Origin of the sequence: Micromonospora sp. NPDC049089, assembly GCF_040648775.1 — a bacterium.
GTDB lineage: Bacteria > Actinomycetota > Actinomycetes > Mycobacteriales > Micromonosporaceae > Micromonospora.
The window spans coordinates 21,702-37,437 of record NZ_JBEZEH010000042.1; the positions used below are offsets into that span (position 1 = coordinate 21,702).

General features: G+C 72.3%; 10 protein-coding genes. 2 read left to right on the forward strand and 8 right to left on the reverse strand.

Annotated features, from left to right (window positions below; genetic code table 11):
- Positions 1 to 34: 34 nt before the first annotated feature.
- A complete protein-coding gene (locus tag AB0B48_RS10305) occupies positions 35 to 769 on the reverse strand; it encodes a cellulose binding domain-containing protein (protein WP_357198770.1) in 735 nt (244 codons plus the stop codon).
- Positions 770 to 1,123: 354 nt separating this feature from the next.
- On the opposite strand from AB0B48_RS10305, the gene AB0B48_RS10310 reads away from it, so the two are divergent.
- Entirely contained in the window at positions 1,124 to 2,146 is a 1,023-nt protein-coding gene (locus AB0B48_RS10310; RefSeq protein ID WP_357198773.1) for a hypothetical protein, read from the forward strand.
- Positions 2,147 to 2,183: 37 nt separating this feature from the next.
- On the opposite strand, the gene AB0B48_RS10315 is transcribed toward AB0B48_RS10310, so the two are convergent.
- The gene (locus AB0B48_RS10315) at positions 2,184 to 3,281 is read right to left on the reverse strand and encodes a winged helix DNA-binding domain-containing protein (protein WP_357198776.1); all 1,098 of its coding nucleotides are present in this window, start codon (positions 3,279 to 3,281) and stop codon (positions 2,184 to 2,186) included.
- Positions 3,281 to 3,625, reverse strand: a complete 345-nt coding sequence (locus AB0B48_RS10320) for a hypothetical protein (RefSeq protein ID WP_357198779.1) — start codon at positions 3,623 to 3,625, stop codon at positions 3,281 to 3,283. Before AB0B48_RS10320 ends, AB0B48_RS10315 begins: the two co-directional genes overlap by 1 nt.
- 259 nt (positions 3,626 to 3,884) lie before the next feature.
- On the opposite strand from AB0B48_RS10320, the gene AB0B48_RS10325 reads away from it, so the two are divergent.
- A complete protein-coding gene (locus AB0B48_RS10325; RefSeq protein ID WP_357198782.1) occupies positions 3,885 to 9,347 on the forward strand; it encodes a carboxyl transferase domain-containing protein in 5,463 nt (1,820 codons plus the stop codon).
- Positions 9,348 to 9,434: 87 nt separating this feature from the next.
- Here AB0B48_RS10325 and AB0B48_RS10330 read toward each other — a convergent pair whose 3' ends face one another.
- The 5 genes from AB0B48_RS10330 to manD form a co-directional block, all read right to left on the reverse strand.
- Positions 9,435 to 9,896 (reverse strand): hypothetical protein, encoded by a 462-nt coding sequence (locus tag AB0B48_RS10330; protein WP_357198785.1) that lies wholly within the window; start codon positions 9,894 to 9,896, stop codon positions 9,435 to 9,437.
- A gap of 118 nt (positions 9,897 to 10,014) precedes the next feature.
- Positions 10,015 to 10,593: a sigma-70 family RNA polymerase sigma factor gene (locus tag AB0B48_RS10335; protein ID WP_357198788.1), complete on the reverse strand. Its 579-nt coding sequence runs from the start codon at positions 10,591 to 10,593 to the stop codon at positions 10,015 to 10,017.
- 67 nt (positions 10,594 to 10,660) lie between these two features.
- On the reverse strand, positions 10,661 to 12,568 hold the full coding sequence (locus tag AB0B48_RS10340) for an ABC transporter ATP-binding protein (protein ID WP_357198791.1): 1,908 nt from the start codon (positions 12,566 to 12,568) through the stop codon (positions 10,661 to 10,663).
- The gene (locus AB0B48_RS10345; RefSeq protein ID WP_357198794.1) at positions 12,565 to 14,271 is read right to left on the reverse strand and encodes an ABC transporter ATP-binding protein; all 1,707 of its coding nucleotides are present in this window, start codon (positions 14,269 to 14,271) and stop codon (positions 12,565 to 12,567) included. Before AB0B48_RS10345 ends, AB0B48_RS10340 begins: the two co-directional genes overlap by 4 nt.
- A 107-nt stretch (positions 14,272 to 14,378) precedes the next feature.
- Positions 14,379 to 15,608, reverse strand: a complete 1,230-nt coding sequence (manD, locus tag AB0B48_RS10350) for a D-mannonate dehydratase ManD (protein ID WP_357198797.1) — start codon at positions 15,606 to 15,608, stop codon at positions 14,379 to 14,381.
- Between the last annotated feature and the right edge of the window lie 128 nt (positions 15,609 to 15,736).

The following is a 15,736-nucleotide window of genomic DNA, read 5'->3' on the forward strand; positions in this document are numbered from 1 at the left end:
CCCGCCGTCGCGCCGGAAGCGGGGCGGTCGTCGTTCACCGGGCGCAGCTCATGGTCAGCCCGTCGGGAACCGCACTGGCCGTCACGAGCATCCCGAACGTCGTCGCTCCGTCCAGCGCCAGCGTCCCGTTGTAGGACGCGTTGCGGACCGACACGTCGGCGCCGGTGGTCTCGACCACTCCACCCCAGACGGTCTGGACCCGCTCGTCACCGGACCACCGCCAGGAGACGCGCCAGCGGTCCAAGGGTTGCGTCCCGGTGTTGCGGACGGTGACCGTGGCGACGAAACCGTTGCCCCAGCGGGCGTCGATCGTGGCCGTCGCCCGGCACGCGGTCAGCGGGGCGGTCCGCGCCGACCCGATCATGTACGGGTCGCGCTTGCCGTCAGGGTCGCTGAACCGGTACCAGTACTCCGTGTCGGGCGTCAGACCCCCGATGGTCACCGTGCCGAAGCGCTCCGGCCCGGAAACCGCCTCGGCCACCGGCGTCCGCCACTGTTGGGCGTCCTCCCGGCTGGCGAAGAGGCTGACGGTCATCGGCGGGTCGTAGCCGCAGGGCGGCCGGAAGAAGATCGAGTACGAGATGGTCACGCTCGTGGTGGTGACCCCGGCGACGCTCCCGGTGACCGGCAGGGCCGGTGGGCAGGCAATGGTCGGCGACGGCGACGGCGTGGCCGACAGCGTGGGGGCGGGCGTCGCGTCGGTGGCGCTGGTCGTCCCGGTCCAGGCGGCCAGCGCCATGGTGGTGACAGCGAGGAACATGCGAAGCATCGGAACCTCCGTGGTCAGCGGGCACCGATGACCGAGGTGGTAGCCGGTGCGCGCTCCGGTTTCCGGTCATCGACGAAGCTGCCCGGCACGGGTGACATGGTCACCTCGCGCGCCCCGTGGACCGGAGGAGATCTGGTGCGCGCTGGCTCCCCGAGCACGACCGAACCACAGCATGGCAGTCGACAGGTATCGATACAACCCGATCCCGAAGCCGTCGAGCATCGTCCGCTTTCTCGTCGCCGAAGGGACATCAGCCGGGCGCTCGCCCCGAGAATGATCCATCATGGTCTATTCATTCGGACACGGGAGCACACCATGCTCGACGCAAGAAGCACGACCCGGCGACCCCGGGGAGTGAGGGTACTGATCGCGGTGGTGCTGGCGGCCGCCGCGCTGGCCGCGCCCAGCCCCGCCGACGCCGCCGCCAGCCGGGCCGAACTGGCCCTCCGCTGGGCACCCATCCACTACCAGGACGTCGACGCCACCGGCAGCCACGCCCTCAGCGGGCAGTCGGACTACGTCACCCGGGTCGATTTCGACGGCGACCTGGACGGACGCAACAACTGGGACCGGACCGGCCAGGCAGGCGCCGCGCTCGCCGCGCACGTGTACTACTCCGTCGTGGAGACGAGCACCCACTGGTACATCACATACTTCTTCTTCCACCCCCGCGACTGGACCGACCACCCGTTCTTCGAGACCGAGCACGAGAACGACGGCGAGGGCGCGCTGTTCGCGGTCGAACGCGACGGCTCCACGTACGGCGTTCTCCGTTCGGCTGTCACCGTCGCGCACAGTGACTTCTTCTCCTACACACCGACCGGCAGCACCTGGACCAGCGGCGGGGAGAGCATCGACGGCACCCTGCGGTTCCAGGCGTCACCGCACGACACGTTCCAGCACCCGGTGACGGCACAGGAGGCGCAGGGCCACGGCCTCAAGGCGCACCCGCAGTACGACATCAACGGCGACGGCCTGGTCTATTACCCGTCGACCGTCGCCGAGACGCCGAGCAGCGGCAACGACCGCGACGTGCGGTATCAGCTGATCGACATCTTCGCCACCGGCGGCCTGTGGGCGCAACGGTCCAACGCGAGCCTCTTCGCCAGCCTCGGCACGTTCGCGGGTGACACGTCCGGCGACTGCGGCGTCGGCACCTGGAGTTGTTCGACCAACTCGGCCAACGCGCCCTGGGGCTGGGACGACGGCAACGACGCCCCCGCGCGTGGCGAGATCGCCAGCGACCCGGCGAAGCTGGCCGCCGCGTACTTCACGGTGCCGAGCGGCCTGGCCCGCACCTACAGCTACAACCCGTACGCCGGCGCGGCAGCAGCGCTCGCCGAGGCAGCGAGGACGGCTCCGCCGACCGTCGACTGACGCCTTCGTCTCCCCGGGGTCGGACCATCCTGGTCCGTCACCGGGGAGACGGATCGACCCGCACCCGATCGCTCTCCTTGTCGGAGAGGAAGGACGCCAGTGCCTGCCCCTGCTCGGCCACGGCATCCCGCTCCGTCCGGGAGAGGCCGCCGAGCGGTCTCACGACAACCGTCCCCGAGTCGACGGTCCAGGTCGCCGCGACCCGACCGTCGACGAGCACCACGCGCTCACCGGCCACCGAGAGGTTACGGTGCGCGTCGTCGATGATCCGGCTGCGGTCGTCGTAGCCGAGGATCGCGTTGTCGAACGCCGGCAGGAACCGCACCGGGGCGGGTGTGTCCGGATCGGGGCGCGGCGCGTCGGGAAGGTCGATGAGCTTCCGGCCACGCTCGTCGCGAAAGGTCACCAACTCGTCCCGCATGGCCGTCACCACTGCCGGCAGCCCGGCGAGACCGCACCAGGCGCGCAGGTCGGCCGTGGCCGCCGGGCCGAACGCGGCCAGGTAACGGCGTACCAGCAGCCGGCCGACCTCATCGACCCCGGTCGCGGCCGGCGGGTCGATCTCCCGGCCGAGCCAGGCGGAGAGCAGGACGTAACGCGCGCCTCCCTTCGCCCGCCACACCCCGCGCGGCGGGACCTGCGTCATCGGGAGCAGCGCGACAGCGATCTCGCCCAGCACGCGCAGCCCCGGCGTCGGCCACCGCTCGCTGAGCGCCCGCCCGATGTCGGGCATCGAGCGGGGCTCACCGTCGGCCACCACGGCAAGCGCGGCAGTGGCGAGGTCGTCGAGGTCCACCCCGTCGAGGTCGCCGCGGTAGACCCCGAGCACGCGTTGGCGCAGCATGGCGTCGTGACGGGTGCGCCAGGCCACGACGTCGTCGGCGACGAGCAGGTGGACGGTGCGGCGCATGAGGTGGGTACGCACCACGTGTCGCTGGGTCAGCAGGTTCGAGAGCACCGTCGGGTCGAACGCGCGCAGCCGTGACCACAGCCCGATGAACGGCTCCTGCGGCTCCTGGGCCTGCAGACCGCCGAGGTGGGCGACGGCGTCGAGCGCCGGCAGGTCGGCGCGGTCGAGCAGCAGCTGCCGGGCGAGCGTCGCGCGGTTGAGCGCTCGCTTGTCGAGAATGGTCATCAGGTCCCTTCGGCCGGCCTGATTATCCGACCCGGGGCCGACAGTCTCGGTACGCGGATTCGCTCCGTACCGTCGGACGGGCTGTTGCGGGCGGTGGCCGCGGCCTGGCCCGGCTCGCGGACGGCGACAGTGCTCGACCCGACGCCCCGGGGCGTTGTCACCTCGAACGAGCCGTACGTGACGCCCGGGGCGAGCTGCTCGGTCGAGGTGATGGTGATCGGGGTGCCGGTCGCGGGTACCGTGGCGGTCGCGGCGTGGGCGACGCCTGCCGGCGTGACGAGCGCGGTGAGTCCCGCCGCGAGCAGCAGCGCCAGACGTGGGCGTACGAGGTGCGGTGACCTCATTGCCGCTCCTTTCCTGGTGCGTTCCTGGCCTGGGCCGGGATGGTCGGGCCGGGTGGTTGTTGACCGGACCGGCGATGATCTTCCTGGTCAGCCGATCACTCGGGGGTGCCAAAAAGTTTTGTGGACTTCCTACAACTGAGGGACGGTGGGTTCGGTGGTTGCGCCATAGCGCTGACCGCCGCCAGCCGGAAAGGTGATCACTGCTGGGAGCCGCCGTCTCTCCGCACGCAGGTCGAGGTCTAGCTAAGGGGTTTTTCGGGTGTTCAACCGTGTCGCCATCGTCAACCGTGGTGAAGCCGCCATGCGGCTCATCCACGCGGTCCGCGAGCTGGCCGCGGAGACCGGCATCCAGCTCGAAACCGTGGCCCTTTACACCGATGTCGACCGCAACGCCACATTCGTCCGCGAAGCAGACATCGCCTACGACCTCGGCCCGGCCTCCGCCCGCCCGTACCTCAACCTGGCGGTGCTGGAGCGCGCCCTGACCGAGACCGGGGCCGACGCCGCGTGGGTCGGCTGGGGCTTCGTCGCCGAGGATCCGGCGTTCGCCGAGCTGTGCGAGAAGATCGGCGTCACCTTCGTCGGCCCGAGCCCGGACGCCATGCGCCAACTCGGCGACAAGATCGGCTCGAAGCTGATCGCCGAGAAGGTCGGCGTGCCGGTCGCGCCGTGGAGCCGAGGCGCCGTCGAAACCCTCGCCGCCGCCCGGTCGGCGGCGGCTGAGATCGGCTACCCGCTGATGCTGAAGGCGACAGCCGGCGGTGGCGGACGCGGCATCCGCGTGATCAGGAACGAGGCCGAGCTGGTCGACGCGTACGAGCGCACCAGCCAGGAGGCGGCACGGGCCTTCGGCAGCGGCATCGTGTTCCTGGAGCGCCTGGTCACCGGGGCCCGGCACGTCGAGGTCCAGGTGATCGCCGACGGGCAGGGCACCGCGTGGGCCCTCGGCGTCCGCGACTGCTCGGTGCAGCGACGCAACCAGAAGGTCATCGAGGAGTCGGCGTCGCCGGTGCTCGACCCGGCGCAGGCCGCCGAGCTGAAGACGTCGGCCGAGCGACTGGCCGTGGCGGTCGGCTACCGGGGCGCGGCGACAGTCGAGTTCCTCTACCACCCCGGTGACCGGTTGTTCGCGTTCCTGGAGGTCAACACCCGCCTCCAGGTCGAGCACCCGATCACCGAGCTGACCACCGGTTTCGACCTGGTCAAGGCCCAGCTGCACGTCGCCTCCGGCGGGCGGCTCGACGGTGCGCCGCCGGCAGAGCGCGGGCACGCCATCGAGGCCCGGCTCAACGCCGAGGACCCCGACCGCGACTTCGCACCGTCCCCCGGCCGCATCGCCCGGCTGGACCTGCCCAGCGGCCCCGGCATCCGGGTGGACACCGGCGTCAGCGAGGGTGACACCATCCCCGCCGACTTCGACTCGATGATCGCGAAGATCATCGCGTACGGCCGGGACCGCGACGAGGCCCTCGGCAGGCTGCGCCGGGCGATGGCGAACACCACGGTGATCATCGAAGGTGGGGCCACGAACAAGAGCTTCGTGCTCGACCTGCTCGACCAGCCCGAGGTGATCGACGCCAGCGCGGACACCGGGTGGATCGACCGCGTCCGCGGCGAGGGCCGCCTCGTCACGCACCGCCACTCCGCCGTCGCTCTGGCCGCCGCCGCCATCGAGGCGTACGAGGAGGAGGAGCGCGTCGAGCGTCAGCGGCTGCTGTCGACGGCGGCCGGCGGGCGCCCGCAGGTGCAGCACGCCAGCGGCCGACCGTTGGACCTCAAGCTGCGCGGCATCGGCTACCGCACCCGCGTGGCGCGGGTCGGCGCGCACCGGTTCCGGGTCGGCATCGAGACCGGCCCCGTCGTGCGCACCGCCGACGTCGAGCTCGACCGCTTCGACCGGCACACCGGTCAGATCGTCGTCAACGGCATCCGCTACCGCCTGCTCACCGGCACGTACGGGCCGACCCACCTGGTCGAGGTGGACGGCGTGACGCACCGGGTCAGCCGGGACGAGGGTGGCGTCCTGCGCTCCCCGATGCCCGCGCTGGTCGTCGCCACGCCCCTCGAGGTCGGCGCGGAGGTCGAGGCGGGCGCGCCGGTGCTGGTGCTGGAAGCGATGAAGATGGAGACGGTGCTGCGGGCGCCGTTCAAGGCGCGGCTCAAGGAGTGCGCCGTCTCGGTGGGCAGCCAGGTGGAGGCAGGTGCGCCGCTGCTGCGCCTGGAGCCGCTCGCGGACGACGCCGAGGAGACCGCTGACGACCCCAGCACCGAGACCGTCGAACTGGACCTGCCCACCGCCGCCACGGACATCCCGGCGTACGAGCGCAGCAGGCGCGGCCAGGAGGACCTGCGGGGTCTGCTGCTCGGCTTCGACGTCGATCCGCACGACGACCGCCGGGTGCTCGACGACTACCTCACCGCGCGGCGGACGGCCACCGAAGCCGGTCAGCGGCCCCTGGCCGCCGAACTCGACCTCATCGAGGTGTTCGCCGATCTCGCCGAACTGAGCCGCAACCGGCCGACGGGCGAGGACGGCGGCGCCGCGCACGTCCACAGCGCCCGGGAGTACTTCCACACCTACCTGCAGAGCCTCGACGTCGAGCGGGCCGGGCTGCCGGACGCCTTCCAGACCAGGCTCGGCAAGGCCCTCGGCCGGTACGGCGTCACCGACCTGGACCGCACCCCCGCCCTCGAAGCCGCCGTCTTCCGGATCTTCCTCGCCCAGCAGCGCGCCTCCGCGGACGCGCAGGTCATCGCGGCGCTGTTGCGCGCGTGGCTGCTGGAGACCCCGCCGGACGAGACGCTGCGCGAGCCGGCCGGCCTCGCACTGGAGCGGCTGATCGCCGCGACGCAGGTCCGCTTCCCCGTGATCGCGGACCTCGCCCGCGGCGTGGTGTTCGCCTGGTTCGCCCAGCCGCTGCTGCGCCGCAACCGCGCGCGCGTCTACGCCGAGGTCCGTGGGCACCTGCGGCACCTCGACGCGCACCCGGACGCCCCGGACCGCGCCGAGCGCATCGCCGCGATGGTCCGCAGCACCGAGCCGCTGGTCCGGCTGCTCGGCCAGCGGCTCGTCCGCGACCACCTCGACAACGCCGTCATGTTGGAGGTGCTGACCCGCCGGTACTACGGCAACCGGTCGCTCACCAGCGTGCTCACCCGTGAGGTCGCGGGCTGCACGTTCGTGGTCGCCGAGCGCGTCGACTCCAGCGTGGTCTCCGCCGCGGTCAGCTTCGACGCGCTGGGCAGCGCCCTGCGCGGGCTGGCCGAGCTGGCCACCGGCGAGGACGCCGTGGACGCCGACATCTACCTCGGCTGGGAGAACCAGCCGGAGGACTTCGACGCGATGGCGGCCGCGCTGGCCGAGGTCATCGCCGCGCACCCGCTGCCGCCCCAGGTCCGTCGGGTCACCACCACCGTCGCGGGTCGCGGCGGAGCGGTGATGCACCACCACTTCACCTTCCGTCCGTCGGGCGCCCAGCTGACCGAGGACCGGCTGATCCGTGGGCTGCACCCGTACATCGCGCAGCGGATGCAGCTGGAGCGGCTGCACAAGTTCGACCTGACCCGGCTGCCGTCGTCGGACGAGGAGGTCTACCTCTTCCAGTGTGTGGCCCGGGAGAACCGCGCCGACGAGCGCCTCGTCGCGTTCGCGCAGGTGCGTGACCTGACCGAGCTCCGCGAGCAGGACGGCCGACTGGTCGCGCTGCCGACGGCCGAGGACACCATCGCCGCCTGCCTCGACTCGATCCGCCGCGCCCAGTCGCGGCGGCCGTCGAAGACGCGCTTCAACACCAACCGCATCGTCGTCTACGTGTGGCCGCCGAGCGAGCTGACCCGCGAAGAGATGGAGATGATCGCCGGGCGGGTCCGCCCGACGACCGCGGGCGCCGGCCTGGAGGAGATCCTGTTCATCGCGCGCCAGCGCGACCGCCGGACCGGCGAGCTGACCAAGATCGCCGTACGGATCTCGTTCGACGCCGCGGGCGGTGCCGAACTGGCCGTCGGGGAGCCGCCGGTCGAGCCGCTCGAGCCGCTCGACGAGTACCGGCTCAAGGTGCTGCGGGCCAGCAGCCGCAACACCGTGTACCCGTACGAGCTGACCGGCCGGCTCGGCGACTTCGTCGAGCACGACCTCGACGCCGACCACGCGCTGGTGCCGGTGGACCGGCCGAAGGGGCGCAACAGCGCCGCGATCGTCGCCGGGGTCGTCACGACGCCGACCGAGCGCTACCCCCAGGGTGTCACCCGGGTGGTGCTGCTCGGCGACCCGACGAAGTCGCTGGGCGCCCTGTCGGAGCCGGAGTGCCGGCGCGTGATCGCCGCACTGGACCTGGCCGAGCGGATGCAGGTGCCGCTGGAGTGGTGGGCGCTGTCCGCCGGTGCCCGGATCTCGATGACCTCCGGTACGGAGAACATGGACTGGGTTGCCGCGGCGCTCAAGCGGATCGTCGAGTTCACCCAGGCCGGCGGTGAGATCAACATCGTGGTCGCGGGCATCAACGTCGGCGCGCAGCCGTACTGGAACGCCGAGGCGACGATGCTCATGCACACCAAGGGCATCCTGGTGATGACGCCCGACTCGGCGATGGTGCTCACCGGCAAGCAGTCGCTCGACTTCTCCGGTGGTGTGTCGGCTGAGGACAACTTCGGCATCGGCGGCTACGACCGGGTGATGGGGCCGAACGGGCAGGCGCAGTACTGGGCGCCGAACCTGACGGCCGCACGGGACGTGGTGATGGCGCACTACGACCACTCCTACGTCGCGCCCGGCGAGGACGCGCCCCGGCGGGCGGTCACCACCGACCCGGTCGACCGCGACATCTCCGGCTTCCCGCACGACGTGGCGGGCAGCGCCTTCGCCACCGTCGGGGAGATCTTCTCCGTCGAGTCCAACCCGGACCGCAAGAAGCCGTTCGACATCCGTACGGTGATGCGGGCCCTCTCCGACCAGGACCACCCGGTGCTGGAGCGCTGGGCCGGCATGGCAGACGCGGACACCGCCGTCGTGCAGGACGTCCACCTCGGTGGCATCCCGGTCTGCCTGCTCGGCATCGAGTCCCGGTCGGTGCCTCGACACGGCTTCCCGCCCACCGACGGCCCGGACACCTACACGGCGGGCACGCTGTTCCCCCGCTCGTCGAAGAAGGCCGCGCGGGCGATCAACGCGGCCAGCGGCAACCGGCCGCTCGTCGTGCTGGCGAACCTGTCCGGCTTCGACGGCTCACCGGAGTCGATGCGCAAGCTGCAACTGGAGTACGGCGCCGAGATCGGCCGGGCGATCGTGAACTTCCGGGGGCCCATCGTCTTCTGCGTGATCTCGCGTTACCACGGCGGTGCGTTCGTGGTGTTCTCGAAGGCGCTGAACCCGAACATGACGGTGCTGGCGCTGGAGGGCTCTTTCGCCTCGGTGCTCGGTGGCGCACCCGCTGCCGCTGTGGTGTTCTCCGCCGACGTCAACGCCCGTACGGCGGCCGACCCGCGCGTGCGGGACCTGGAGGCCAGCGTCGCGGCCGCCAGCGGCACCGAGCGCGCCGCGCTGACCGCGGAGCTCGACGAGCTGCGGTCTTCGGTGCGCGCGGAGAAACTGAGCGAGGTGGCCGCGGAGTTCGACCGGGTGCACAACATCCACCGCGCCGTCGAGGTCGGCTCGGTGGACGCCGTGATCCGCGCCGCCGAGCTGCGTCCGCGCATCATCGAGGCCATCGAGGCCCGCCTGGGGTAGAGCGGTCGGAACGCCCGCACCACGTCAGCACCACCGGTCGTCGACCGGTGGTGCTGACGTGTGGAAGGGGGTGAGGTGCGTGGCGGTCTAGCTGAGCGCCACGTTCAGTGCGACGGCGATGGCGAGCCAGACGATGACCGCGCCGATGCCGACGCCGACCATGGCGAGCGCCTTGACGGCGGGTGTCATCCGGGTATGGGCAACTGTCAGGTTTCCCCAGACGCCCAACGCCCCGACCAGCGCGCCCAGGATGCCGCCGACGGTGAACAGCAGGATCGGCAGCAGCACCAGGATGCGCAGGAAGATCGGCATGGAGGGCCCGGTCCGGTGCTGCACACCGTTGATCTCCACAGTTGGGTAAGGGTCGGCGAGAACGGTGCGTACCGTTGCCTGGACGACACCACCGTCCACTGTTGGCAACGCGTAACGCCTGCCCGTCCTGGGGGCCGGCACTCCGCCGACGGTGACGGCAGGGTGGCCGAAGAGCGCCTTGGTGGCGATGACGATCGGGCCAGCTACGCCGGCGACGTTGAGAGGTTCGGTGTTCACCGGCGTGATCTTAGGAACCGCCGTCCGCCTCGTCCATCCCGTTGATCATGCGGGTCGGTCCTGTCGCCGCAGCAGGCAGGCGGAGGGCGACACCGCGCGGTGCCTGTGGAATCCGCCCTCAGCCGATTCGGCGCTCGTGGCTCGGGCCGCTGTCGAGCTGCCAGGCCGCGGCGAGATCCTCGCGGGCCCGGGCCACCCGGGACCGGATCGTGCCGACCGGGCACTGGCAGATCTCCGCCGCCTCGGCGTACGACAGGCCGAGCACCTGGGTGGCGACGAACGCCTCGCGGCGCTCGCGGGTCAGGCCGGCGATCAGCTGGTGCACTGTGACGCTCTCGTCGGCCCCGGCGGTGATCGCCCCGGCGGCCTCGGCCGCCGCCTGCCAGTCCGGCACGGACGCCAGCCTGGGCCGGGCCACCGCCGTGCGCACGTGGTCGACGGCGACCCGTCGGGCGATCGTGAACACCCACGTGCGGGCCGACGAGCGGCCGGCGAAGCCGGGGAGGTTGCGGAATGCCCGCAGAAACGTCTCCTGGGTCAGGTCGTCCGCCTCGCCCGGCCCGGCGAGATGCGACAGGAATCGCCAGACCTGGTCCTGGAGGGCCCGGATGAACGCCGTCGCGGCCTGCCGGTCGCCCTGGCCCGCCTCCTGCGCCCACCGGGTGACCTGGGCGTCGTCAACGCCGCCGGTCCGCACAGACCACCGTCCTGTGTGCCACGGGCGCTCCTTTTCGGCCGAGAGGCCGTCGTCGGGACGCCGCCGGTCAGCCGCGCAATCTGGTTGTCGCCGGCCGGTCCGGAAAAGTTCCCGGGGCTCCCACATTCGGGTGACTCTGGTCCTGGATCCGCTCGGTGTTCTCCCGGGCGGGCGGCGGCACCGGGCCGGGCGTACGCCAGGATCGCCACAGGTTGCTGTAGCCGCCACCGGCCGCGAGCAGCTCGGCGTGCGTACCGTGCTCGGCGACGCGACCCTGGTCCAGGACGACGATGCGGTCCGCGGTGGCCGCCTGGCTGAGCCGGTGGGCGACGACCAACGTGGTACGGCCCTCGGTGGCCGCCACGGCGGCCCGGTCGAGGTCACGCGCGCCCGCGCTGCCCGCCTCCGCGGTGGCCTCGTCGAGGACCGCGACGGCGGGGTCGGCGAGAACCAGGCGGGCCAGCGCGAGGTGCTGGGCCTGCGCCGCGGTGAGCTGCCGACCGCCCTCCCCCACCGCGGTCGCCAGCCCGTCCGGCAGGGTACGCAGCCACCCGGTGGCGCCGACGAGGTCGAGGGCGCGGGTCAGCTCGGCGTCGGTGGCGTCCGGGTCGGCCAGGCGCAGGTCCTCGGCGAGCGGTCCGGCGAACACGTGCACCTCCTGGCTGATCAGGGCGATCTCGCGCCGGAGCTGGTGTTCGCCGAGGTCAGCCAACGGCACGCCGCGTAGGCGCACCGAACCCTGGCTGGGCTCGACGATGCCGGCGATGATGCCGGCGAGGGTGCTCTTGCCCGCGCCGCTCGCGCCCACCAGCGCCACGCGCTCCCCGGGCGCGAGACGCAGGGCGATGTCCCGCAGCACGACAGGTCCGTCGTCGTAGCGGTGCTGCGCGACGGTCACCTCCAGCGCCGCAGGCTCGGGCCGCTCCGGACGGGCCGGACGGAGACTGACGGGCGACGCGGTGTCCGGCAGTGTGGTCACCCCGACGAGCCGGGCGAGGCTCGCGCCGGCCTGGAGCACCGAGTCCGACTCGAACAGCAGCAGGCCGATGGGGTTGAACAGGCGGTGGAAGTAGAGGGCGGCGGCGGTCGCCGCGCCGACGGTGGACAGGTCCTCGCGGACCAGCAGGAAGCCGGCGAGCAGCACGGCGGCCAGCCCCACGAACTCGGACCTGTTGATGCGCAGCCCGAACCGGGTGAACAGGCCGAAGATCTCCAGCGACAGGTCGCGGGCGACGCCCGAGCGAGCCGCGATCCGGGCGACGTGCGCGTCCTCCATCCGGTAGGCGCGTACCGTCGCCGAGCCGCGCAGCGCCTCGGCCGTCGCCTGCGTCCGCTCGCCCGTCGCCACCCGCTCGCGGGCGTAGTACGGCACCGACCGTTTGAGGTACCAGCGCAGCGCCAGCGCGTACGCCGGTGCGGCGGCCAGCCCGGCGATGCCGAGCCGCCAGTCGAGGGCGAAGAGCCCCAGCGCGGTCAACACGACGGACAGCGTCGCGCCGAGGAAGGCGGGGCCGCTGGTGGCGATCACGTTCGTCACCACTGCCACGTCGTCGCCGGCCCGCGCCACCAGGTCGCCGGTCCCGGCTCGTTCCAGGGTGGCCGACGGCAGGTGCAGCGCACGGTCGAGGACCCGCTCCCGGAGCCGGGCCAGCACTGTCTCGCCGAGGCGTGCGGCGACTGCGGCTCCGGCCGCGGTGAGGAGCCCCGCGAGCACCGCCGCACCCGCGATCACGCCCGCCCAGGCCACTACCTGCGGTGTGTCGGTGCCGGCGATGACGTCGTCGACGAGACGACCGAGCACCCACGGCGCGACGAGCCCGGTCGCGGACGCGGCGACCAGCAACGTGCCGGCGACGGCGCTGAGTGCCGGCAGGCGGGCGAGCTCGGTCCGGAGGGCGGCCCAGGTCTGCCGGCCGGTAGCCGTCGGCAGCAACTGCCGTGCCTCGACGCCGCTCGCGGTCGACGGGTCGGTCATCGCAGGACCTCCTCGCGGTAGCGGGTGTCGCTGGCGAGCAACCGCTCGTGCGGCCCCTCGGCGACGACCCGACCCTTGTCGATCACGACGACCCGGTGCGTGACGTGCAGCAGGGCCGGGCTGGTGGTGATCAGCACCGTGGCGCGGGTGTCCGCCGCGCGAACCGAGGCCAGCCCTTCGGCGAGCAGTGCCTCGGTCACCGCGTCGACGGCAGTGGTGGGGTTGTGCAGCACCAGTACCGGTGGGTCGGCGACGAGCGCACGGGCGAGCCCGATCCGCTGCCGCTGACCGCCGGACAGGTTCGCTCCCCGCTCGGTGAGCCGGCGGTCGAAGCCGTCCGGGTGTGCGGTGAGCACGTCCTCGGCGGCGGCGGCCCGCACGGCGGCCCGCAGGACCGTGTCGTCGACCTGGGCATCGGCGCTGAGGTTGGCGCGCAGGGTGCCCTCGAACAGCGCCACGTCGTGGGGCTCCACCAGGACCACGGCGCGGGCGGCGTCGATGTGCAGGTCCTCGACGGGTACGCCGTCGACGTACAGCGTCCCCTGGTGGTCCGCGTGGTGCACCCGGCCGGCCAGCAGCGCGACAAGCGCTTCGGCCTCGCTCGGGTCGTAGGCGAGCACGCCCACGATCTCGCCGGCGCGGACGTGCAGGCTGACGGCGTCGAGGCCGGCGTGCGAAACCTCGTCGAGGGCGAGCCGCGACTGGCTCGGGGTGGGCGGCCCGGCGTCACCCGGCGCGAGGACCGGCGCCGCGCCGAGGACCCGGGCGACCCGCGCCGCCGAGGCCCGGGCCATGGCGAACAGTTGTACGCAGTACCCGAGCGTCTGCACCGGCTCGGCGATGAACTGGGCCAGCCCGACGACGGCGACGAGTTCGCCGATGGTGAGCCGACCCTGGAGCGCGAGCCAGCCCGCGACACCGGCGACCGTCGCGAGGAAGAGTCCGTTGACCATGGTGGTGAGGCCGAGGTGCAGACCCTTGGTGGTGGCGGCGCGCAGGGTCACGTCGAGGGCGTGCCGGCTGGAGCCCGCGTACCGTCGGGCGGCGTGGTCCTGCGCGCCGATGCCGCGCAGCACGCGCAGCCCGCTGACGAGGTCGACGGCGAGTGCCGTCGTGGCCGCGAGGGCCTCCTGCTGCGACGTGCTGCGCCGGGTGAGCAACGGCGCCATCCGCTGGAGGGCGACGACCAGCAGCGGTACGCCGACGAGCACCCCGAGCCCGAGGGGGACGTCGACGACGAGCAGCGCGACGGCCGCGACCACGATCGCGGTGAGCGCCGCGGCGGTGAGCCCGGCGACGCGTACGACCAGCGCGGACAGCTCAGCGTCGGATGCCGTGACGGACAGCAGCTCGCCATCGCGTAGACCCGAGCGGTGTCCGCGCGGGTCGAGGGCGCTCCGGACGATCTCGACGCGGGTCGCGTGCGCCTCGTGTTCGACGGCGGCGTAGGCCAGCCGGGCGCCGGTGCGGTAGGCGAAGGCGAGGGCGGTGAACAGGGCGGCGAGGCCGGCGAGGGAGAGCAGCAGCGCGGCGACGTCTCCGGTGGCCACCGCCCGGTCGATGATCACGCCGATGGCGACCGGTACGAGGGCCTCGGTGGCCTGGTGGGCGCAGAGCAGCATGATGCCGAGCACCACCCGACGGCGCTGTCGGCGCAGGGCGCGGCGGAGCACCACGCTCCCACTGACCTCGGCGACTGTCATGCTCGGATCGATGGGGGCATGGCGGCAGACTCCAGTAAGTGAGGGCAGGCTAACCTAACATGCCCTCGGCCAGCCGCAGCCGCCGGAGTGCCTGCCGGCCACCCGGCTCACCAGTCGTGGACCGTGCCGTCCTTGAGCCGGTTGAACGGCAGGTACGCCGGCTCGTACGGGAACCGGGCCGCCGCCTCCTCGTCGAGCTCCACCCCGAGCCCCGGCTGGTCGCCCGGATGCAGGTAGCCGTCGGTGAAGGTGAACGACTGCCGGAACACCTCGTTGGCCAGGGGGGTGTGCTTCATGTACTCCTGGATCCCGAAGTTGTGGATGGCCAGGTCCAGGTGCAGGGCCGCGGCCATCCCCACCGGGGAGATGTCGGTCGGGCCGTGGATGCCCGACTTGATCTGGTACTGGGCGGCGAAGTCGAGCAGCTTGCGCATCGCGGTGATGCCGCCGGTGTGGGTGACAGCGGACCGGACGTAGTCGATCAGCTGCTCCCGGATCAGGGTCTGGTAGTCCCAGACGGTGTTGAAGACCTCACCGATGGCCAGCGGGGTGGTGGTGTGCTGGCGGACCAGCCGCAGCGCCTCCTGGTTCTCGGCCGGGGTGCAGTCCTCCAGCCAGAACAGGTCGTACGGTTCGAGGGCCTTGCCGAGCTTGGCGGCCTGGATCGGCGTCATCCGGTGGTGACCGTCGTGCAGCAGCGGCAACTCCGGGCCGAACTCGCCACGCACCGCCTCGAAGACCGACGGTAGGTGGCGCAGGTACGCGCGGGTGTCCCAGTCCTCCTCGGCGGGCAGCGGGGTGCGCTGCGCGGGCTCGTAGTCGTAGCGCTGGCCAGTGGCGCTGGGTTGCGCGGCCACGCCGTAGACGGCGTTGATCCCCGGCACCGCGGTCTGCACCCGGATCGACCGGAAGCCCTCGTCGAGGTGGCGGCGGATCGAGTCGAACAGCTCGGGGATGTCCCGCCCCGACGCGTGCCCGTACGCCATGATGCCGGTGCGGGACGCACCGCCGAGCAGTTGGTACAGCGGCATGCCGGCCGCCTTGGCCTTGATGTCCCACAGCGCGACATCCACCGCGGCGATGGCCGCCATGGTGACCGGGCCCCGCCGCCAGTACGCCGAGCGGTACAGGAACTGCCAGCTGTCCTCGATCCGGTGCGGGTCCCGTCCCATCAGCAGAGGGGCGACGTGGTCGCGCAGGTACGAGGCGACGGAGAGCTCGCGGCCGTTGAGCGTGGCGTCGCCCAGACCGGTGATGCCCTCATCAGTGGTGATCTTGAGGGTGACGAAGTTCCGGTCGGGGCTGGTCACGATGATGTCTGCTGCGACGATCTTCACGGGGTGCCTTTCGTCTTTCAGAACCGGGGGTGGATTCTAGGCTGACAAAGGCGATCGGCGCGGCCGGCGACCGGCCCGATGAGCGGAGAGGAGGCCCCGGGGGGGGGGGCGACACCCCTACGAGGGGA